22 protein-coding genes are annotated in these 19,437 nt (G+C 56.1%); 18 read left to right on the top strand and 4 right to left on the bottom strand.

Annotated features, from left to right (window positions below):
- The first annotated feature begins 81 nt into the window (after window positions 1-81).
- The 5 genes from rpmJ (at window position 82) to rplQ (ending at window position 2,870) form a co-directional block, all read left to right on the top strand.
- Window positions 82-195 carry a 50S ribosomal protein L36 gene (rpmJ, locus tag CIK74_RS14295; protein WP_013349661.1) on the top strand — a complete coding sequence of 38 codons (114 nt, stop codon included), beginning with the start codon at window positions 82-84 and terminating at the stop codon, window positions 193-195.
- A 148-nt stretch (window positions 196-343) separates the two neighbouring features.
- Window positions 344-718 carry a 30S ribosomal protein S13 gene (gene rpsM / locus CIK74_RS14290; RefSeq protein ID WP_096256876.1) on the top strand — a complete coding sequence of 125 codons (375 nt, stop codon included), beginning with the start codon at window positions 344-346 and terminating at the stop codon, window positions 716-718.
- Between the two features lie 43 nt (window positions 719-761).
- The gene (rpsK, locus tag CIK74_RS14285; protein ID WP_096256875.1) at window positions 762-1,163 is read left to right on the top strand and encodes a 30S ribosomal protein S11; all 402 of its coding nucleotides are present in this window, start codon (window positions 762-764) and stop codon (window positions 1,161-1,163) included.
- Between the two features lie 166 nt (window positions 1,164-1,329).
- Window positions 1,330-2,334, top strand: coding sequence for a DNA-directed RNA polymerase subunit alpha (locus CIK74_RS14280; RefSeq protein WP_096256874.1), 1,005 nt, complete (start codon window positions 1,330-1,332; stop codon window positions 2,332-2,334).
- A gap of 83 nt (window positions 2,335-2,417) precedes the next feature.
- Entirely contained in the window at window positions 2,418-2,870 is a 453-nt protein-coding gene (rplQ, locus tag CIK74_RS14275; RefSeq protein ID WP_096256873.1) for a 50S ribosomal protein L17, read from the top strand.
- A gap of 118 nt (window positions 2,871-2,988) precedes the next feature.
- On the opposite strand, the gene CIK74_RS14270 is transcribed toward rplQ, so the two are convergent.
- Window positions 2,989-3,399: a hypothetical protein gene (locus CIK74_RS14270; protein WP_096256872.1), complete on the bottom strand. Its 411-nt coding sequence runs from the start codon at window positions 3,397-3,399 to the stop codon at window positions 2,989-2,991.
- A gap of 213 nt (window positions 3,400-3,612) precedes the next feature.
- On the opposite strand from CIK74_RS14270, the gene CIK74_RS14265 reads away from it, so the two are divergent.
- From CIK74_RS14265 to CIK74_RS14240, 6 genes are all read left to right on the top strand, one after another.
- Window positions 3,613-4,023: a hypothetical protein gene (locus CIK74_RS14265; protein WP_096256871.1), complete on the top strand. Its 411-nt coding sequence runs from the start codon at window positions 3,613-3,615 to the stop codon at window positions 4,021-4,023.
- A 69-nt stretch (window positions 4,024-4,092) separates the two neighbouring features.
- A complete protein-coding gene (gene truA / locus CIK74_RS14260; protein WP_096256870.1) occupies window positions 4,093-5,028 on the top strand; it encodes a tRNA pseudouridine(38-40) synthase TruA in 936 nt (311 codons plus the stop codon).
- A gap of 308 nt (window positions 5,029-5,336) precedes the next feature.
- Window positions 5,337-5,780: a 50S ribosomal protein L13 gene (gene rplM, locus CIK74_RS14255; protein ID WP_096256869.1), complete on the top strand. Its 444-nt coding sequence runs from the start codon at window positions 5,337-5,339 to the stop codon at window positions 5,778-5,780.
- A 38-nt stretch (window positions 5,781-5,818) separates the two neighbouring features.
- Complete coding sequence (rpsI, locus tag CIK74_RS14250; protein ID WP_096256868.1) at window positions 5,819-6,319, top strand: 30S ribosomal protein S9; 501 nt, start codon at window positions 5,819-5,821, stop codon at window positions 6,317-6,319.
- A gap of 164 nt (window positions 6,320-6,483) precedes the next feature.
- Entirely contained in the window at window positions 6,484-7,830 is a 1,347-nt protein-coding gene (gene glmM / locus CIK74_RS14245; RefSeq protein ID WP_096257075.1) for a phosphoglucosamine mutase, read from the top strand.
- Between the two features lie 126 nt (window positions 7,831-7,956).
- Window positions 7,957-9,294 carry a UDP-glucose/GDP-mannose dehydrogenase family protein gene (locus CIK74_RS14240; protein WP_096256867.1) on the top strand — a complete coding sequence of 446 codons (1,338 nt, stop codon included), beginning with the start codon at window positions 7,957-7,959 and terminating at the stop codon, window positions 9,292-9,294.
- Between the two features lie 73 nt (window positions 9,295-9,367).
- Here the strand turns inward: CIK74_RS14240 and CIK74_RS14235 are convergent, their stop codons facing one another.
- The 3 genes from CIK74_RS14235 to glmS form a co-directional block, all read right to left on the bottom strand.
- Window positions 9,368-10,894 (bottom strand): NAD(P)H-hydrate dehydratase, encoded by a 1,527-nt coding sequence (locus CIK74_RS14235; RefSeq protein ID WP_096256866.1) that lies wholly within the window; start codon window positions 10,892-10,894, stop codon window positions 9,368-9,370.
- Between the two features lie 58 nt (window positions 10,895-10,952).
- Window positions 10,953-11,303, bottom strand: coding sequence for a holo-ACP synthase (locus CIK74_RS14230; protein ID WP_096256865.1), 351 nt, complete (start codon window positions 11,301-11,303; stop codon window positions 10,953-10,955).
- A 355-nt stretch (window positions 11,304-11,658) separates the two neighbouring features.
- Window positions 11,659-13,527, bottom strand: coding sequence for a glutamine--fructose-6-phosphate transaminase (isomerizing) (glmS, locus tag CIK74_RS14225; RefSeq protein WP_096256864.1), 1,869 nt, complete (start codon window positions 13,525-13,527; stop codon window positions 11,659-11,661).
- 167 nt (window positions 13,528-13,694) lie between these two features.
- On the opposite strand from glmS, the gene coaA reads away from it, so the two are divergent.
- The 7 genes from coaA (at window position 13,695) to tsaD (ending at window position 19,276) form a co-directional block, all read left to right on the top strand.
- On the top strand, window positions 13,695-14,654 hold the full coding sequence (gene coaA / locus CIK74_RS14220; protein WP_096257074.1) for a type I pantothenate kinase: 960 nt from the start codon (window positions 13,695-13,697) through the stop codon (window positions 14,652-14,654).
- 95 nt (window positions 14,655-14,749) lie between these two features.
- Window positions 14,750-15,142 (top strand): large conductance mechanosensitive channel protein MscL, encoded by a 393-nt coding sequence (gene mscL, locus CIK74_RS14215; protein WP_096257073.1) that lies wholly within the window; start codon window positions 14,750-14,752, stop codon window positions 15,140-15,142.
- Window positions 15,143-15,310: 168 nt separating this feature from the next.
- On the top strand, window positions 15,311-16,486 hold the full coding sequence (gene alr / locus CIK74_RS14210; RefSeq protein ID WP_229677079.1) for an alanine racemase: 1,176 nt from the start codon (window positions 15,311-15,313) through the stop codon (window positions 16,484-16,486).
- Window positions 16,479-17,057: a tRNA (adenosine(37)-N6)-threonylcarbamoyltransferase complex ATPase subunit type 1 TsaE gene (gene tsaE, locus CIK74_RS14205; protein WP_229677064.1), complete on the top strand. Its 579-nt coding sequence runs from the start codon at window positions 16,479-16,481 to the stop codon at window positions 17,055-17,057. The genes alr and tsaE overlap by 8 nt, the downstream gene beginning before the upstream one ends.
- The gene (gene tsaB / locus CIK74_RS14200; protein WP_096256861.1) at window positions 17,050-17,727 is read left to right on the top strand and encodes a tRNA (adenosine(37)-N6)-threonylcarbamoyltransferase complex dimerization subunit type 1 TsaB; all 678 of its coding nucleotides are present in this window, start codon (window positions 17,050-17,052) and stop codon (window positions 17,725-17,727) included. Before tsaE ends, tsaB begins: the two co-directional genes overlap by 8 nt.
- Window positions 17,724-18,197 carry a ribosomal protein S18-alanine N-acetyltransferase gene (gene rimI / locus CIK74_RS14195; RefSeq protein WP_096256860.1) on the top strand — a complete coding sequence of 158 codons (474 nt, stop codon included), beginning with the start codon at window positions 17,724-17,726 and terminating at the stop codon, window positions 18,195-18,197. The genes tsaB and rimI overlap by 4 nt, the downstream gene beginning before the upstream one ends.
- A complete protein-coding gene (gene tsaD, locus CIK74_RS14190; protein WP_096256859.1) occupies window positions 18,194-19,276 on the top strand; it encodes a tRNA (adenosine(37)-N6)-threonylcarbamoyltransferase complex transferase subunit TsaD in 1,083 nt (360 codons plus the stop codon). Before rimI ends, tsaD begins: the two co-directional genes overlap by 4 nt.
- The last annotated feature ends 161 nt before the right edge of the window (window positions 19,277-19,437 follow it).

Genomic DNA, 19,437 nt, shown 5'->3' with positions numbered 1-19,437 from the left:
CGTCCGTCTGACTAATGTTCTTGGGACAAGCTGTTTGTTTACTGCTCCACACAATAACTGCAACCGCCAAAGGACAAAGCCTTGAAGGTTAACCCTAGCGTGAAGCCGATCTGCGATAAGTGCAAGGTGATCCGTCGTAATGGCGTGGTCATGGTGATCTGCGAAAATCCACGCCACAAGCAGCGTCAGGGCTAATTCCGTTCTTCGGAATTTCCCACGCGTAGTCATATAGGCAGTACCGTATCGAGAAATCGATGCATACCCCCGGGTTCGGAGGCCGGGGCCAGGAGAAATCATCCTGGGTGGTACTGTTCCAGACCTCCGTTGGTTGAAAGGTAGCCACTTGGCTCGTTTAGCAGGCGTGGATATTCCACGCGAGAAGCGCGTAATTATCGCGCTGACTTACATCTACGGCGTGGGCAAGACCCGTGCAGAAGAGACCCTCGCAGCGACCGGCATTAGCCCGGACACTCGCGTGAAGGATCTCAGCGACGCTGAACTCGTTCAGTTGCGTGACTTCGTCGAAGGCACTTACAAGGTAGAAGGTGACCTGCGCCGTGAGGTTCAGGCTGACATCCGCCGTAAGGTCGAGATCGGATCCTACGAAGGTATTCGTCACCGTAAGGGCCTGCCGGTCCACGGTCAGCGCACCAAGACGAACGCACGCACCCGTAAGGGACCGAAGCGTACCGTCGCAGGTAAGAAGAAGACTCGCTAAATCTTAGCGATCTAGTTCAAATACTTTTTTCGTAGGAGAAGAAATGCCCCCTAAGACTCGTGGAGCGGTACGTAAGCCGCGTCGCAAGGACAAAAAGAATATCGCGATGGGACAGGCGCACATCAAGAGCACCTTCAACAACACCATCGTATCGATCACCGATCCGACTGGCGCTGTGATCTCGTGGGCTTCGGCCGGCGAGGTAGGCATGAAGGGTTCACGCAAGTCGACCCCATACGCCGCTCAGATGGCTGCTGAATCTGCCGCTAAGCGCGCGCAGGAGCACGGCATGCGCAAGGTTGACGTTTTCGTCAAGGGCCCGGGCTCGGGACGCGAAACCGCGATCCGCTCGCTGCAGGCTGCTGGCCTTGAGGTTGGATCCATCTCGGATGTTTCCCCAAGTGCTCACAACGGTTGCCGCCCATCAAAGCGTCGCCGCGTCTAATTGATTCGCTAGGCTGAGCCTGAAGAAGTCACCGAGCCATTCGAGAGAATGGGTCGGTGACGTTCTTGGACTCTCTTGCCTGCAACAGACGAACGGCCAACTGGCTACCGTCGTTTCCACCCCCGTGAGGCGTCATATAGCGGACGCTCGCTGAAAGGAAATGTAAGTGCTCATTACGCAGCGCCCAACCCTGACCGAAGAAGTAGTTTCCGAGAATCGCTCCCGGTTCGTCATTGAACCGTTGGAGCCAGGCTTTGGTTACACCCTAGGTAACTCACTACGTCGTACCCTGTTGTCCTCGATCCCTGGTGCAGCTGTCACCAGTGTTCGAATCGACGGAGTACTGCACGAGTTCTCTACCGTAGCCGGCGTCAAGGAAGACGTCACCGAATTGGTTCTTAACATCAAGAACCTGTCGGTCTCTTCCGAGCACGACGAGCCGGTCGTCGCCTACCTGCGCAAGCAGGGCCCAGGCGTCGTTACCGCAGCGGATATCACCCCACCAGCGGGTGTAGAGTTCCACAACCCTGACCTGCATATCGCTACCTTGAATGCCAATGGCAAGTTCGACATGGAACTGACCATTGAGCGTGGCCGTGGCTATGTGTCAGCAGCTCAGAACAAGAACGTTGACGCAGAGATCGGTCGAATCCCAGTTGATTCGATCTACTCGCCAGTTCTGAAGGTAACTTTCCGTGTGGAAGCTACCCGTGTTGAGCAGCGCACCGACTTCGATCGTTTGATCGTAGACGTTGAGGCCAAGTCATCGATCACCCCGCGCGATGCTGTTGCATCCGCAGGTACCACTCTGGTTGAGCTGTTCGGTTTGTTCCGCGAACTGAACACCGCAGCAGAAGGTATCGAAATCGGCCCATCGCCAACCGACGCAGCTTTGGCTGCCGACATGGCGTTGCCGATCGAGGATCTGGAACTGACCGTTCGCTCGTACAACTGCTTGAAGCGTGAGGGCATCCACTCTGTGGGCGAACTCGTAACTCGCTCCGAGGCAGACTTGATGGACATCCGTAACTTCGGTGCGAAGTCCATTGACGAAGTCAAGGCCAAGCTGGTTGAACTAGGTCTAGCTCTGAAGGATTCCCCTCCAGGCTTCGACCTTGCCGCTCGTAGCGCCATGGAAGATGGCGACGACGTCTTCGACGACGGTCTGTAAAGACTTTAGTCTCGCGACACACTACTTCACCCGATCTGCCGGTATAAACCGACAGGCTCGGTCATTCATCTAGGAGAATTACCATGCCTACCCCTACTAAGGGTCCGCGTCTCGGCGGCAGTGCAGCACATGAGCGATTGATCTTCGCTAACATGTCAGCACAGCTCTTCGAGAACAAGAAGATCACCACCACCCTGACCCGCGCCAAGCGTCTGCGTCCACACGCAGAACGCCTGATCACCTTCGCTAAGCGTGGGGATCTGGCATCGCGTCGTCGCGTCCAGGCCGTGATCGCATCGCGCTCGCGCACCAACAAGTCGATCGTTCACGAACTATTCGCGAACATCGCACCAGCAATGGCTGACCGCCAGGGTGGCTACACCCGCATCACCAAGATCGGTAACCGCAAGGGCGACAACGCTCCTATGGCAGTTATCGAACTGGTTATGGAACCGGTTTCGCCAAAGCAGGCCGTAGTCAAGGAAGCCACCAAGGCTACCGAGACCGCTGCTGAGCCAACCACCGAAGAGGCGTAAGCTTTAGCTTATAAATCTTCGCCGGTAACTCGGTGATAAGAAATCCCCGGACACTTCCTCGCGGAAGAGTTCGGGGATTTCTGTTTAACAAAGCTGCGTCGAGCAGAGGCCGAATGCCTCATAGGTTTTCAAGCCCGGGGCACAACTTACCCATGTTTTCCGATCGCGCACGAGTTTCTTGGGTGTCTAGCAATGACATCTTCGTGCGCATCTGCTGCATGTCCAGCGAGTCATCGGTGATGACGGCGAGCAACGCGTCGGTATCCTCTGCGAAGGCAGTGAGCTCGGTTGCGAGCTCTGGTTCGGCTTTCTGAGCCACATCATGAAATATTGATGAGACCTTCTGGCCCTGGTTCACCATGGCGCCTAAGCTCGCCGATGAATTCATATCGAGTTTCTGCTCTTTGGCCTGGTTGATGATCTCTTGGCATGCTTCTTCATTTGAAAGTGACTTTTCTGAGCAGCCGCTCAAGCCGACGGTGGTTATCAGGGCTGAAAGAGTCATGGCGGCGATGCGGTTGAAGTTCATGGGTGCTCCGAACAGTAGCGATTGATGATCGTTAGACTCAAAACGAAACAGCTGTGAAGAGTCTGCGCTGTCAATTATAGAGAGTCGTTAGCCTTATTACGTGAACGTGGAACGACTACTGTGTTTGATAAACGCTGAAAGAAGTGTTTTTGCTAGCGTTGGCGTATGGTGAAATCGTTGTAATTTTGACTACCATCTCTAAGGAAACCAACTATGAGCGAAGCCCGCATTGAAAAGTTGGAAGAAGAGATCTCAAGTCTGCGAGAGCTGCTAACTTCTATCACGCTCAGCGTGCATTATCGGAAAGATATGGCGTTTGAAGCTTCGTTGTCCTACAACCAGATTGCGGGGCAGGCGCGAACTGCATTGACGCTGGTACTAGGTTCCATCCAAAGCCGAGCTGAAGAAGAAGCACCTAATCAAGTCAGGCATCCCGAGATACTTGAGCGCTTTCCTGTGATCGCTGAAGCTCAAATGGTGGGAAGCATCGACCTAGCCGAAGCAATCCGGCTGGTTGCTCGGATTGTAGGAAATCAAGAGCGGGCATATCAATTGCTCAAGGCGCATCAAGAAAGCGGTTTCGGCGTCCAGGCCTATAAGAAACTCGGTCTTGGGCTGGACTGATCTTGGTTTGCCCGTGAAGCGAACCACCAGATTCGTTGTTGCCGTTGATCCTTGCGCATAATTGAATACATGAGTTTGCAGTCTGACAATATTGATCCCTTCGGAACTACCGCTCTGGGTACCAGTGACAAGCCAGCCCTGATCCGCATGCGGATGGTGCTGGGTTATGACGGTGCCGCCTATAACGGTTGGGCTCGTCAACCAAACGTCACCGGAGTACAACAGCTTGTTGAAGAAGCATTGGAAACTCTGATTCGGCGTCTCGTTCGCGTATTTGTTGCCGGGCGTACCGACGCCGGGGTGCATGCACGCCACCAGGTCGTGCACTTCGATTTAACCGAAGAAGAATACCTGGGCCTGCCGCGTAATTCGGATCTGGAACCAGGCCCGGCACTGTTGCGACGTATCAATGGCCTATTGGGCCGGCAGCAAGGTGCCGTCTGGGTGCATGAGGTCGACCGTGCCGCCGAAGGCTTTGATGCCAGATTCTCAGCTCTGGCCCGGCGCTACTCATACCGGATAGCCGATGGCATTCACCGCTGGGATCCGCTGAGCCGTCAGTTGACCATGTGGTACCGCGAAGAGATCGACATTGATCTGTTGAATGCCGAAGCCCAATCGGTGCTTGGACGACACGACTTCTTATCTTTCTGTAAGCCAAAGCCCCGAGCCACCACCATTCGTACACTGCAAGAATTTGTATTTAGCCGTGCCGAAGATGGAAACATTGTGGTTCATCTAAAGGCCGACGCGTTTTGCCACAATATGGTGCGTTCGCTCATTGGTGGCGCGCTACGTGTTGCCAGTGGAAGAGAAAAGCCCGGATTCCTCGCCGAGCGGTTGGCGCTGATGGTGCGCGATTCAAAGTCGATTCTTGCTCATCCTCACCCACTAGTCCTCGAAGAGGTCTATTATCCTGATGATGACGAACTTGCCGCGCGTGCTGCGCTCACCCGCGCAAGACGCGATGTTTCGCAGACAGATTCATTAAAAAGCCTCGATTAACGACACTCTGGGTGTTGTTGCTCACCAAGAGGTACCTTTGTTTTGGTCGTCTGACCGTTAATCGGCTAAACTTTTATGAGTTGTGTATGTCCACGTTCGACACTACACGCCCAAGCGTGACGGCTTAGTTGCATAGTCGCTGGTCTGCTGGGTGTGCGAACAATATATGGACGGCCGGTCATCTCAGTCCTCACCTGACGTACTGGTCTAGCACAAGAACAACACGACAGTGCTCGACACTGGGGGATCTCACCGCCTTCAGCCAAGCGACTGTTTGACCAGAAACGAATCAACGTAAGGCAATTACTGTGCGTACGTACACCCCTAAGCCGGCTGACCAGACTCGTCAGTGGTATGTCATTGACGCCACCGATGTAGTACTCGGCCGTCTCGCGGTTCAGGCCGCAACCTTGCTGCGCGGCAAGCATAAGCCAACCTTTGCAGCTCACATGGACATGGGCGACCATGTCATCATCATCAACGCCGAGAAGGTCGCACTGACCGGCAAGAAGCTGCAGGACAAGCGCGCTTACCGTCACTCGGGTTTCCCGGGCGGCCTCAAGAGCGTTAACTACGCAGAGCTCCTCGAGAAGAACCCAGTTCTTGCAGTCGAGAAGGCTATCAAGGGCATGCTTCCAAAGAACAAGCTTTCCGATGCTCAGGTCTCGAAGCTGAAGGTCTACCGCGGCGCGGAGCACCCTCACGCAGCACAGGCTCCAAAGGCACTGGAAATCACCCAGGTCGCTCAGTAGTACTGGCCTCGAGAACAAAGACTTAATAGGAGAATATCGTGGCTGAGAACACTGAAGAGACCACTGAATTCGAAGGCGAAACCCCTTCGACTTACACTACCGAGACCTCTGCATCGGCCGTTGTTGCCGATACCGAGCGCGCTCCACTAACCGTCCCAGGCGGTGCCGTTGGTCGTCGCAAGCAGGCTATTGCCCGCGTGCGTTTGATCCCAGGTTCAGGCAACTGGATCGTCAACGGTCGCACCCTGGAAAACTTCTTCCCTAACAAGCTGCACCAGCAGGATGTTAACGAGCCTTTCAAGGTTCTGGGTCTAGAAGGCGCTTATGATGTTATCGCTCGTATCCACGGCGGCGGCATCTCGGGTCAGGCCGGCGCATTGCGTCTTGGCATTGCCCGTTCATTGAACGAGATCGACCGCGATGCAAACCGCGCGACCTTGAAGAAGAATGGCTACTTGACTCGTGACGCTCGCGTCATCGAGCGCAAGAAGGCTGGTCTTAAGAAGGCTCGTAAGGCTTCGCAGTTCTCGAAGCGCTAAACCTTACCCACAGGTTTCCCATTGGCTCCACATCTTCGGATGTGGGGCCTTTGGCCGTTAAAATCCCAAATGTGACTTCAAAGGCAATGAACTTTGTTGATATAGCGTCCTAAAGCTCACAATCGCGCCGGTAAATCGATGCGTAGGGCTTATGATTAACGATGATGGCAAGGTTATTTGGGACCGATGGGGTCCGAGGAAAAGCAAACGAGTTGTTGACTCCCGAGCTGGCGCTAGATTTAGCGCAGGCAGCTTCGGTAGTACTTGGTTTAAGTCAGTCGGAAGACGGCCGTAAACCGGTAGCAGTGGTAGCGAAGGATCCGCGTATCAGCGGCGACTTCCTCTCCGCGGCTATCGAGGCCGGCCTGGCTGCCTCTGGCGTAGACGTTAAGGATGCGGGTACTTTACCCACTCCGGCTGCTGCATTCTTGGTAGGTGATCTCAACGCAGACTTTGGCGTGATGATCTCTGCCTCGCACAATGCTGCACCGGATAACGGTATTAAGTTCCTGGCACGTGGTGGTAAGAAGCTTGATGATGCGTTGGAAGACGCCATCGAAGCCTGCCTCGACATGCCAAACCCACGTCCTACCGGCGGGGCAGTAGGACGCATTTCGCGCTTTGCTGACGCCGAAGACCGTTACATTCTGCACCTACTGGCAGCTATGCCAAACCGCCTTGATGGGGTCAAAGTCGTTCTCGACTGCGCCCACGGTGCGGCTTCAGGCTGTTCACCACAGGTCTTCAAGAATGCTGGCGCAGAAGTTATCGTCATCGGTGCCGAGCCAGATGGCATCAACATCAATGACGGCTACGGTTCCACCCACCTAGAAAAGCTCCAGGCTACCGTGCTTGAACACGGTGCAGATCTTGGTATCGCCCACGACGGTGACGCGGATCGTTGCCTCGCGGTAGACCACGAGGGAACCGTTGTAGACGGTGACCAGATCATGGCAGTCATGGCTCTGGACCTCAAAGACCGCGGCGAGTTGAAGGACGACACCCTAGTCGCCACCGTGATGAGCAACCTTGGCTTAAAAATTGCCATGGAAAAAGCTGGCATTACGCTCAAGCAGACCGGAGTGGGAGACCGCTACGTACTCGAAGGCATGCGCGAAGGTAACTACTCGCTTGGCGGCGAGCAGTCCGGCCACGTCATCTTCAGCAAGTACGCCACCACCGGTGACGGTGTACTCACCGGCCTGCTCTTGGCAGCCCGCGTGAAGGCCACCGGAAAGACCCTGAAGGAACTAGCTTCGGTACTCACCGTGCTTCCACAGGTTCTGATCAACGTCCGTGGCGTCGACAAGGCTGCCGCACCAGAGTGCGAACCACTGCTCTTGGAAATCGCTGGCACCGAAGCTCGTCTGGGTGACACCGGACGCGTGCTCTTGCGCCCCTCGGGTACCGAACCAGTTGTTCGCGTGATGGTCGAAGCGGCCACTCATGAGCAGGCTCAGCTAGAAGCAGAGCTGCTGGCAGCTGCCGTCGCAACTCACCTGGCACTGTAAAGCATCCTCTCAGTAAACATCGAGAAAACTCACACCCCCGTACCGCGTTCCAGTAAGGAACATGGTGCGGGGGTGTGGCATTCTAATGAGTAGTTATTGGGTTAGAGATCTGGGGAGTAATTCTTCGTGACATTGCGTATCAGCGTCATCGGCACCGGCTATCTTGGTGCAACTCATGCCGCATGTATGGCAGAACTTGGCTACGAGGTCATTGGCCTCGACGTCAATGCAGAAAAACTTCAGGCACTGAGCGCAGGAATTCTTCCATTCCATGAGCCGGGTTTACCAGAGCTACTGCGTAAGCACGTGGCCAGTGGCCGGCTACGCTTTACCGACTCCTATGAAGAAGTCGGGAAGCACGCTGACATCCACTTCGTGACCGTGGGTACTCCGCAGCGCGCGGACTCGCAGTCGGCGGACATGAGCTACGTAGACGCAGCGGTTGATTCTCTCGTGGCAAATATTTCCGGTGAAGCACTCATCGTTGGCAAGTCCACCGTTCCCGTAGGTACCGCACGTCGGCTCAGCGAACGCATCGAAGCAACCGCCAAGCCTGGCAGCAAAATCAGTTTGGCGTGGAACCCAGAGTTCTTGCGTGAAGGATTCGCGGTCAAAGACACGCTGACCCCAGACCGGCTGGTCTACGGCATCCAAGACGATACGTCCCTAGCCAAGCTACGGGAGGTCTATGCGCCGATCCTTGCCTTGGAGACCCCAGAGGTCGTCACCGACCTAGAAACCTCTGAGCTGGTCAAGGTAGCGGCCAACGCTTTCCTTGCCACCAAGATTTCCTTCATCAATGCCTTTGCCGAAGTGACCGAGACCGTGGGCGGCGACATCAAGACGCTGGCAGACGCTATCGGCCATGACGCTCGAATTGGCCGTAAATTCCTCAACGCAGGAGTCGGCTTTGGCGGCGGTTGCCTGCCAAAGGATATCCGTGCATTACAAGCGCGCGTCAGCGAGCTGGGCTTGAGCCAAACCATGGGATTCCTGGATGAAGTGGACCAGATCAACTTGCGTCGCCGTGACCGCGTAGTTTCACTGGCTTCCTCAATCCTTGGCAACCAGCTGGCAGGTAAGCGTATCTGTGTGCTGGGCGTGACATTCAAACCAGATAGTGATGACGTACGTGACTCACCGGCCTTGGATATTGCCGTGCGGCTCTACAACTCGGGCGCCGAAGTTTCGGTCTATGACCCGGAGGGCAATAAGAATGCCGCAGGCCGCTTCCCACGCTTGAACTACGTTGAGTCCTGGCGCGAAGCCGCGGAAGAATCCGACCTGGTTCTGTTACTTACCGAATGGAAAGAATTCCGGGCCTTGGATCCGCAAGAGCTTGGCGAAGTGGTTAGCTCTCGTGTCTTGATTGATGGCCGTAACGTATTGGACCGTCCATTGTGGCGGGATCAAGGTTGGGTTATGACCGGTCCGGGCGAAAAGTTTGATCTTGCCGAGGAATAAGAAATAAAACAGATGCGGTTCATGTGCGAGGATATCGCGCATGAACCGCATCTGTTTTTGGGTCGGTATTTAGCTAGAACCCAAAGTCTTTCATTACTGCGGGCAGCTGATCAATCAAGCGCGAGGCGCTGACCGTGCCCTGCCGGGCAGTGACTCGGCCTAGCTGGCCGTGAATGACGGCAGCGCATGCAGTCAGTTCCATCAGGCGGCTATTGCTCACCGTCTCAAGGCCGTGAATACCGGTCAGTGAGCTGTCGGAGAGCATATAGCCGAGAATGCCTGTAAGGACATCTCCAGAGCCAGCAGTGGCTAGCTGAGCCGCTGCATGGCAGACGACTAGGTTTGCACCATTCGGCGCCACCACGTAACTGGTTGGGCCCTTCAACAACACCACAGCGTTATAAGCCAACGCGACCCAGCGGGTCCAACGAATTGGGTCCTGACGAACTTCTTCGGTGGTGACACTTACGCCGGCACGGCGCAGAAGCATCCGCAATTCTTTGGCATGCGGGGTGAGCACCCGTGGCTGCTCACTCGGGCCGGTAGGAACTACCTCTAAACCACTGGCATCAATAACCGCTGGCTGGCGGCTATCAAAGACGTTGGCAATCACTCCGGTTGGGGGAGTGCGACTATCAATTCCAGGGCCAATAGCCCACGCCGAAATCTTGGCTCCGCGACCGTGCAGGTGACGGCGAGCCAATGAGAGTGCTTCGGTGATTTGTTCATCATCCAGCGGCACGGTTTCCGGGGCAGCCAAGGATAGTAGAGACTGTACTTCTTCCGGAACGTGAGTGCGCAACAATCCCACACCACAGGCCACCGCGGCGCGCGCGGTCAGCTGGGCAGCTCCAGGGTAGAGAGCAGAGCCTGCAATAAGACCCAATACACCGCGCTCATACTTGTGCCTTCCGGCGTCTCGCCAGCTGCGATGAACATTCAGTAGCTCTTGAGCCGAGTTTTCATCGACTAGATGTGTTTTTGGGGTAATCGAGGAGAAATCAAAATCCAGAGTCGCAACTTGGATTTCACCGGTAACCAAAGGTGCATCCTGAGTAATAAGTCCCGTCTTCATCGCGCCGAAGGTCACGGTCCGCTCGGCGAGCAACACGTCATCATCAGCACTACCGGTTTCGCAGTTCAGTCCCGAAGGCACATCGCAAGCTAGTACTCGGGTACCAGCAGGAAGCTTTGGTAGCTGTGCTCCGGTGCGGTAGCCAATGCCGTAAATTGCATCAATAACCAACGAGGCTGACGATAGAGCTTCTTCGCCCTCGGACAGAGACTTCACGGTGCCAGCAACGGAGGCATAAGCCTTCAACGCTTCTGGATGACCGGTTTCGGTGCACTGCAGGGCAAGAGTCTGATAACCGCGTTGAGCTAGCTCGGTCAGCGCGTAGAGACCGTCGCCACCGTTATTACCTGGACCAATCAAACCGATGATCAGAGCATCGGTGGGGGAGGCGGTCTGGGCGAGCATCGCTTCGGCTGCGGCAGCTAATTCGCTGGCGGCAGCGCGCATCAGCGATTCACTTCCACGCTTAGAGATCTCTTGGGCCTCGACCGCACGTACTTGCGCAACACTGTAGACAGGGATCATAAGACAAACTTTACTCACCTATCCGGGGATACGTCCGTTTTAATAGCGAACGTGTCGTTTATCGTTCAGCGACTACCATCGCAATGGCCATGTCCCCGTCATGTGACAAGGTCAAATGCCAGGAAGTAATTCCACGCAATTCGCTGGCGGCAGCTACCGTGCCACGAATCAGTACCTGCGGATCTCCGGCTTCGTCTTTAGCAATAGTGCAGTCTTGCCAGTTCATCCCAACCGGGACACCAAGTGCCTTGGCGATAGCTTCCTTCGCAGCGAAACGTGCAGCCAGGGAGCGCAACGGCAGATCACGTTCTATGGAAGTAAAAAGACGTTCACGCAAGCGTGGGGTTCGTTCGAGTTGGCGGCCAAAGCGTGGCACGTCGACAATGTCGACACCGATACCTGCAATCATGGGTTCCAGTCTATCTAGGCTTGCTTCAACACTGTAAATTGAGGCGACCATACAACGCGGGCCATACGTATTGCATTATTGATTGGTAGATGATGGTTAGAGATTTCTGATTTCTCGACTTTGCCTGAAGTGCTAAGTCGAGCACGGTATCCGAAATGCTGGACGGCCAACCGTAAGACTCTTTGAGTTAGAGAAAGCGGAAATGAGTTTGGCCATCGTGGCAGGCCAACCACAAGTGACAGCTATAGTTCGCAATGGATGAGTCTTGATAGCCAACACGTTGTGTAAGAAGTTAAACAAATGCGGGCAGCCTTTCCATCAAAAAGGGTGCCCGCAAAAGTTCGAAGATCGTGGATTACTCCACGGTCACCGACTTAGCCAAGTTACGTGGCTGATCAACATCAAAGCCCTTCGCCGAGGCAAGCTCGCAAGCGAAGATCTGCAGCGGTACGGTGGCCAGTAGTGGCATCAGCAGAGTTGGAGTCTCAGGGACGTAGAAGACCCACTCGGAGAAGTCCTTGACCGAGTCATCGCCGTCTTCGGCAATAACGAGGGTCTTGGCACCACGGGCGCGGACTTCCTGAATGTTCGAGACAACCTTAGAGTGTAGCGAGTCACGACCACGTGGGGAAGGAACCACTACGAAGACCGGCTGGCCATCATCAATCAAGGCAATCGGACCGTGCTTCAGCTCGCCAGCGGCGAAACCTTCAGCATGGATGTACGCGATTTCCTTCAGCTTCAGGGCGCCTTCCATGGCAACTGGGTAGCCTACGTGGCGACCCAAGAAGAGTACCGAGGAAGCATCCTCCATGGAGCGAGCAAGTTCCTTGATTTCATCCGAGCGGTCCAAGATGTCCTGGATCTTCGAAGGAATCTTTCCAAGGTCAGCCAAGATGTCCTTGATCTGGCCCTGGAACAGGTTGCCACGCAGCTGAGCCAGGTACAGGCCAAGCAGGTAGGTGGCGGTGATCTGTGCAAGGAAAGCCTTGGTGGAGGCTACTGCGATCTCTGGGCCGGCGTGGGTGTAAAGCACCGCGTCAGATTCGCGAGGAATGGTAGACCCGTTGGTGTTACAGATCGACATGGTCTTCGCGCCCTGTTCCTTGGCGTAACGCACGGCCATCAAGGTGTCCATGGTTTCGCCGGACTGGGAGATCGAAACGATCAAGGTGTTCTCGTCAACGATTGGCTCGCGGTAACGGAACTCGTGGGACAGCTCAACCTCAACAGGAATACGGCACCAGGACTCGATGGCGTACTTGGCAACGGAACCGGCGTAGGCGCTGGTACCACAGGCAAGGACAACAATCTTCGAGATCTTGGTGAGTTCTTCTGCATCAATACGAAGCTCATCAAGGGTCAGGCGGCCATCGGCGTCCGAACGGCCCAACAGGGTGTCGGCCACGGCGGCTGGCTGGTCAAAGATTTCCTTTTCCATGAAGGATGGGAAGCCACCCTTCTCGGCGCTGGCTGCATCCCAGTCAACGGTGAATTCTTTGCCTTCGGCAGGGTTGCCGTCAAAGTCGGTGATGGTGTGGGTCTCTGGGGTGATCGTGACGATCTGGTCCTGACCCAGTTCCACGGCGCGACGGGTGAAATCGATGAAGCCGGAGACGTCTGAACCGAGGAAGTTCTCGCCATCGCCCAAGCCCAGTACCAGTGGGGAGTTGCGGCGAGCTGCCACAACGAGACCCGGGTGGTCCTGGTGTACTGCCAAGAGGGTGAAAGCACCTTCAAGGTGCTTTACTGCAAGCTGCATGGCTAGGGTGAGGTCCCCATTTGCTTCGCCGTACATCTTGCCCAGCAACTCGGCGGCAACTTCGGTATCGGTATCAGAAAGGAACTCTGCGCCTTCAGAGACCAGCTGCGCCTTGATGCCAGCGAAGTTCTCAATGATGCCGTTGTGGATCATTGCAAGCTTGCCGCCGTCGGCGAGGTGTGGGTGAGCGTTCGAGTCGCTCGGTCCACCGTGGGTGGCCCAACGAGTGTGGCCAATTCCGGTGTAAGACTGGGGTAATGGTTCTTCAGCGATCACGTTTTCAAGGTTGACAAGTTTGCCAGCCTTCTTCCGTGAGTGAATGGCACCATCGGCTACTACGGCTACACCAGCCGAGTCATAACCGCGGTACTCCAACCGACGTAAACCTTCAATTAGAACGTCAAGGGCGCCGTGTTCGGCGACTGAGCTTGAGGCTCCTGCATATCCAACAATTCCGCACATAGGAAAAAGCGTACCGGTTGATTCCCCAATGATGGGAGAAATCGTGGCACATCACTCAAAAAGTTGCGTGTCATAGGTCACCGCGAAGAGCTAATTTGCTGAATTTCCAATGAACTCTACAAGTTGAATTTGGGGTGTAGACCATATTCTTGGCACAATTTGACCTCGTGGAACCACAAGGAACGTTAGAGACACCTATAACCCCTTTTGTTGAGCTTGAGCGAGACACCTGGGCCAGACTTTCTAACAAGATGGAACAACCCCTCAATGAAGAGGACATTATTCGGCTTCGTGGTCTAGGCGATGGCCTAGACCTAGATGAGATCCGAGATGTCTATCTACCATTGAGCCGTTTGCTGTACCTCTATGTACAGGGCGCCGGTGCTACACACCGCGCCACCACCACGTTCCTTGGGGAACAAACCCGGCAGACTCCGTTCGTTATTGGCGTGGCAGGTTCGGTAGCAGTTGGTAAATCCACTACTGCCCGTGTGTTGCGCGATATGTTGCGCCGTTGGCCAGAAACGCCCGACGTCCAACTAATCACCACCGACGGATTCCTTTACCCGAACGCGGAACTGAACCGCCGTGGAATTATGGACCGCAAGGGTTTCCCAGAATCTTATGACCGGCGTGCGCTGCTGCGCTTTGTCTCTGCGGTGAAGTCCGGTGTTCCGGAAGTTAGTGCGCCAGTCTATTCACACTTGACTTATGACATCATCCCGGGTGAACGTAACGTCATCCGTGCGCCTCAGGTACTTATTGTTGAGGGCCTGAACGTTTTGCAGCCGGCGCGTACTCGCACCGATGGCAAGGTGGGTCTTGCGCTCAGTGACTTCTTTGATTTCTCCGTCTACGTTGATGCTCGGACCAAAGATATTGAAGAGTGGTACATCAGCCGATTCATGAAACTACGTTCCGGGGCGTTCTCTGACCCGGCCAGCTATTTCCACCGCTACGCGCAACTTTCCGATGAGCAAGCGCGCGAAACCGCGCACGATATTTGGACACGAATTAACGAGCCGAACCTCGAAGAAAACGTGTTGCCTACCCGGGGCCGGGCGCAATTGGTCCTCCGTAAGAGCGCTGACCACTCCGTTCACAGAATGCTGCTTCGTAAGATCTAGGCAATTGTCCAAACGGGAGCGGAATTTCTCACAAAATTTAAGTTTTCCACCCAAATGTCCTGCTTTGCTATGTTTTCCCTGTGTATGCTCAAAACATGCTAAAGGGATTCCGCGATTTTATAATGAAGGGCAACGTCGTCGATCTGGCGGTTGCCGTTGTCATCGGTGCTGCCTTCGGCGCCGTCATCACCGCCCTGGTAGACAATGTGCTGATGCCATTGATCGCTGCCTTGGTCGGTTCGCCATCATTTGATGGCTTCCTACTACTTACCATCAACGGGGTTGACATCAAGTTCGGTGTCTTCCTCACCGCGCTGGTCAACTTCCTGTTGATCGCCGCAGCAGTCTACTTCGCACTGGTTATGCCAATGCAGAAGGCTACCGAGCACATGAACCGCCGCCGCGGTATCACCGAAGAAGAAGCCGAAGTAGATCCACAGGTTGCACTGCTTGAGCAGATCCGTGACGAACTGCGCACACTAAAGTAATCAACTCCCAATAACCACTTAGAGCCTGTTCTCGCAAAGAAAATTTGCGAGAACAGGCTCTTTACTTTTGCCCTAAATGAAGCTCACGTTCCCTATCGTTGTCGTAGCGCGGCAAGAGAGTGCGAAAAGTGCGAAGATGTATAGGTGAACTCTGAATCTCTTGAGGAAATCAACGCGCCGGAAGCCGGTGACACGGCTCCTTACATTGGTTGGGAACGTCGCGCTGTCATTGATCTCTCAGCAATCCGCAGCAACGTCAAACAGGTTATGGACCTGGTGGCCCCCGCGAAGGTCATGGCAGTCGTCAAAGCAGACGGCTACGGACATGGAGCCGTACAGGTAGCCAAGGCGGCTCTAGAAGGTGGCGCCCGCTGGATTGGTTGCGCACACGTTGCCGAGGCCCTGGCGCTACGCGACGCAGGTATTGAAGCTCCTATGCTCGCCTGGTTGCACACCAACGACACCCCATTTGAAAAAGCCATCTCTGCAGGTATTGATTTAGGTGTCTCAGGATGGGACTTAGACTTAATCGCAGCGGCAGCCCAGGCAGTGCAGACGCCTGCGCGTATTCATCTCAAGGTTGATACCGGGCTGGGACGCAACGGCTCCACCATGGCTGATTTCCCGGGCTTGATTGAGCGTGCCGCTAAGTATCAGTCTGAAGGACTGCTGCGTGTGGTCGGAGTGTTCTCCCACCTTGCTGTCGCCGATGAGCCGGACCGCCCCGAAACTGACATTCAGCTTGCCGCTTTTGACGAGGCCATCGATATGGTCGAAGCTGCAGGCTTCGATCTGGAAATGCGCCACATTGCCAATACTCCGGCCATCTTGTCCCGTCCGGACACCCACCACGAAATGGTGCGGCTCGGTTTGGGACTGTATGGCCTGAGCCCGTTTGAGGGGGAGAGCCCTGCAACTTATGGTCTGCGTCCGGCAATGCGGCTGATGACTAAGGTTGCCAACGTCAAAAAGGTCACCCTCGGGCAAGGAGTCTCCTACGGGCTGCGTTACCAAACGACCGCAGAGACCTACCTGGCGCTGGTCCCGATGGGATACGCCGACGGGCTGCCACGAGTTGCCACCGGGGCACCGGTAACCATCAACGGGAAAACCTACCCGGTACGCGGAACTATCGCCATGGACCAGTGCGTGATTGATCTAGGCCCAGATATCAACCCCAACGAATTCTTAGGTGCCGAGGCAATCATCTTTGGTGAAGGTGGAGAATCGGTAACCACTTGGGCGCACGCAGCAAACACCATCAACTATGAGGTTGTCACCCGGATCTCTCCACGAGTTCCACGCTTCTATGTTGAAGGAACCTGGGGCGAAGCCGGTGAATGAGCACATCAAAGAATTCTCTTGCCAGCTGGCGGACCTCACGGTCACTGAAGCTCTGGGCGAAGCCTTGGGCAAGCAGCTGAGTGCAGGGGACTTAGTGATCCTCACCGGGGCGCTGGGAGCCGGGAAGACCACCTTGACGCAATCGCTCGGGCTGGGCCTGAACGTCCGCGAGGGAATCATCTCGCCCACCTTCGTGTTGGCACGCCAGCACCCCTCGCTGGGCGATGGGCCGGCACTAATCCACGTGGATGCTTACCGGCTAAACGGGGAACACGACGTGGATACCCTCGATCTCGAATCCACCTTGGCTGACTCGGTCACCGTGGTGGAATGGGGTCTGGGCAAGGTGGAGCACCTGTCCGACTCCCGCCTGGAAATCCAGTTGGACCGCGAGATCTGGGCCGCACCTAGCAGCAACCCGTGGGAAGAATCCGACGAGGAGCTCGATGAGCCAAGGCAGTTCACACTCAAGGCCATCGGACCACGCTGGGACGAAGAGAATTTCACCGAACTGAAAAACGCCTTGCTGCAGGCCACCGGGCTGCAGCACTCGGGAGAACCACATGCCTAACTACCTGTCCATCGACACCTCGGCGCACGCCTCGGTGGCTTTGATCGACTCACAAACCGGCGCGGTGCTCGGCGAACGCACCTCACCACGCGGTAACGACCAGACCGAAACCCTCGCCGGGTTTGTCCGCGACCTGCTGGCAGAGCACCAGCAAGTTGGCGCGGAGCTTGCCGGCATCATTGTCGGTGTGGGTCCTGGGCCCTACACCGGACTGCGAGTGGGACTTGTTGCGGCACGGACCTTCGGCTTCGTCTGGCAGGTCCCGGTGCATGGGGTGATGTCCCTGCACGCGCTCGCCGAACGAGTGTTGGATACCGAGCACGTACCGGCAGAATTTGTGGTTGCCTCCGACGCGCGCCGCAAGGAAGTGTACTGGGCCAAATACGATGCCTCGGGCGAATTGCTGGACGGTCCCCATGTGGCGACCGCCGCAACCCTGCCTGCCTTGCCGGTCTACGGCGTGGGTGCCTCGCTGTATCCAGAGCAACTGGCCGAAGCAGGAGCACATGGCGTCGAAGAGTCGCTGGACTGGATCGCACAGGCCGCAGAGCTGGGCTGGCGCGGGATCAAGGATCTTGCCAAGGGTGTGGACCTGTCCGATACCTCACCGCAGTACCTGCGTGAATCAGATGCCCAGGTCCCGGCATTCATGAAGAAGGACAAGGCATGAGCATCACCCTCCGTACGATGACCACTGACGACATTGCCGCAGTCCATATTCTGGAAACGCAGTTGTTCCCCGAAGATGCGTGGCCGCTGGCCGGATTCGAAGCTGAGCTGGCCCAGCTGGAAACCCGGAAATACTGGGTCTATGAGGATGCCGACAAGATCATCGGCTATGCCGGGCTCTGCACCGTGCTGCCCATTGCAGACGTGCAAACCATCGCGATCATCCCCGAATACCAAGGTCAAGGTCTGGGCAGGGCGCTGCTGACGGAACTGATCACCACTGCACGAGCCAACCGCGCCTTAGACCTGATGCTCGAGGTGCGCTTCGACAACCCCACCGCCATTGGACTCTATGAGTCCATGGGATTTGAGACTATCCATCGACGCCCGCGCTATTACAAGGGCGGCATCGATGCGCTGATCATGCGTCTGCGACTGGACGAGCTAGACACCCCGGAGGCTTCCGAATGAGCACCCCACAGCACCCGCTAGTACTGGGCATTGAATCCTCCTGTGATGAAACCGGAATCGGGATCGTGCGTGGCACCCAACTGCTGGCCAACACCGTGTCCAGCTCCATGGATGAGCATGTCCGCTTTGGCGGCGTGATCCCGGAGATTGCGGCACGCGCGCACCTCGAAGCGTTTGTGCCCACCTTGGAGCAGGCGCTCGCCGAAGCCGACGTGACCTTGGAGGAAATCGATGCGATTGCCGTGACCAGCGGCCCCGGGCTAGCCGGGGCACTGATGGTAGGCGTGGCCGCGGCCAAGTCACTGGCGCTGGCCACCGGTAAACCGCTGTACGGCATCAACCACTTGGTGGCTCACGTGGGTGTCGGGGTGCTTGAAGGTACTGCGCTTCCACCGACCTTCGGTGCGCTGCTGGTCTCCGGTGGACACACCGAAATTCTGAAGGTCACCTCGCTGACCAACGATGTGCAGCTTCTTGGCGCGACCATCGATGACGCGGCTGGCGAAGCCTATGACAAGACCGCCCGCTTGCTGGGTCTGGGGTATCCGGGCGGACCGGCCATCGACAAGGCTGCCAAAGACGGAGACAAAAAGGCATTCCGTTTCCCCCGCGGGCTGTCGCTGCCGAAGTTTGTGGGCTCTGCCGAGGAACCGGGCAAGCACCGGAACAACTTCTCCTTCTCCGGTCTGAAGACCGCCGTGGCTCGCTGCGTGGAGCATTTTGAAGCGGCGGGGGAGCCGATCCCGGTAGCGGATATTTCCGCATCTTTCCAGGAAGCTGTGGTGGACGTGATCACCTCCAAGGCAGTGCGCGCTATGCAGGAGAATGGCCTGAAGACTTTGCTATTGGGTGGGGGAGTCGCGGCGAACACGCGACTGCGAGAGCTACTGGCAGCGCGCTGCGCTTCGGCCGGCATCACGTTAGTGGTTCCGCCGTTTTCGCTGTGCACGGATAACGGTGGAATGGTTGCCGCTCTCGGCGCCCAGCTGGTGGCCGCGGGCGCCGAACCTTCGGGCCTGGATTTTGCTACAGATTCTTCGCAACCGGTCACTAATATTGTGCTGAAGCCACGCGGCTAAGAATCTGGCTAGAGATGCAGTAAGCGTCCGTACCCTTCTGGGTGCGGACGCTTATTACGTTGGATATATAGAGGAGTAGGAACCTGCAATAACCCGGTTGCGGAGTTCGGCAATTCCCGCAACACAGCAGAAGACCTCATCCGGGGTGATCTGGCGAGCTT

Source organism: Glutamicibacter sp. BW77, from assembly GCF_002332285.1.
GTDB classification, from domain to species: domain Bacteria; phylum Actinomycetota; class Actinomycetes; order Actinomycetales; family Micrococcaceae; genus Glutamicibacter; species Glutamicibacter bergerei.
This window is presented reverse-complemented; position numbering and strand designations above follow the sequence as displayed.

Coding starts and splice junctions, on each gene's coding strand:
- rpsK (WP_096256875.1), top strand. CDS start 762: ATGCCCCCTAAGACTCGTGGAGCGGTACGTAAGCCGCGTCGCAAGGAC.
- rplQ (WP_096256873.1), top strand. CDS start 2,418: ATGCCTACCCCTACTAAGGGTCCGCGTCTCGGCGGCAGTGCAGCACAT.
- CIK74_RS14270 (WP_096256872.1), bottom strand. CDS start 3,399: ATGAACTTCAACCGCATCGCCGCCATGACTCTTTCAGCCCTGATAACC.
- CIK74_RS14265 (WP_096256871.1), top strand. CDS start 3,613: ATGAGCGAAGCCCGCATTGAAAAGTTGGAAGAAGAGATCTCAAGTCTG.
- truA (WP_096256870.1), top strand. CDS start 4,093: ATGAGTTTGCAGTCTGACAATATTGATCCCTTCGGAACTACCGCTCTG.
- glmM (WP_096257075.1), top strand. CDS start 6,484: ATGGCAAGGTTATTTGGGACCGATGGGGTCCGAGGAAAAGCAAACGAG.
- CIK74_RS14235 (WP_096256866.1), bottom strand. CDS start 10,894: ATGATCCCTGTCTACAGTGTTGCGCAAGTACGTGCGGTCGAGGCCCAA.
- CIK74_RS14230 (WP_096256865.1), bottom strand. CDS start 11,303: ATGATTGCAGGTATCGGTGTCGACATTGTCGACGTGCCACGCTTTGGC.
- glmS (WP_096256864.1), bottom strand. CDS start 13,527: ATGTGCGGAATTGTTGGATATGCAGGAGCCTCAAGCTCAGTCGCCGAA.
- mscL (WP_096257073.1), top strand. CDS start 14,750: ATGCTAAAGGGATTCCGCGATTTTATAATGAAGGGCAACGTCGTCGAT.
- tsaB (WP_096256861.1), top strand. CDS start 17,050: ATGCCTAACTACCTGTCCATCGACACCTCGGCGCACGCCTCGGTGGCT.
- rimI (WP_096256860.1), top strand. CDS start 17,724: ATGAGCATCACCCTCCGTACGATGACCACTGACGACATTGCCGCAGTC.
- tsaD (WP_096256859.1), top strand. CDS start 18,194: ATGAGCACCCCACAGCACCCGCTAGTACTGGGCATTGAATCCTCCTGT.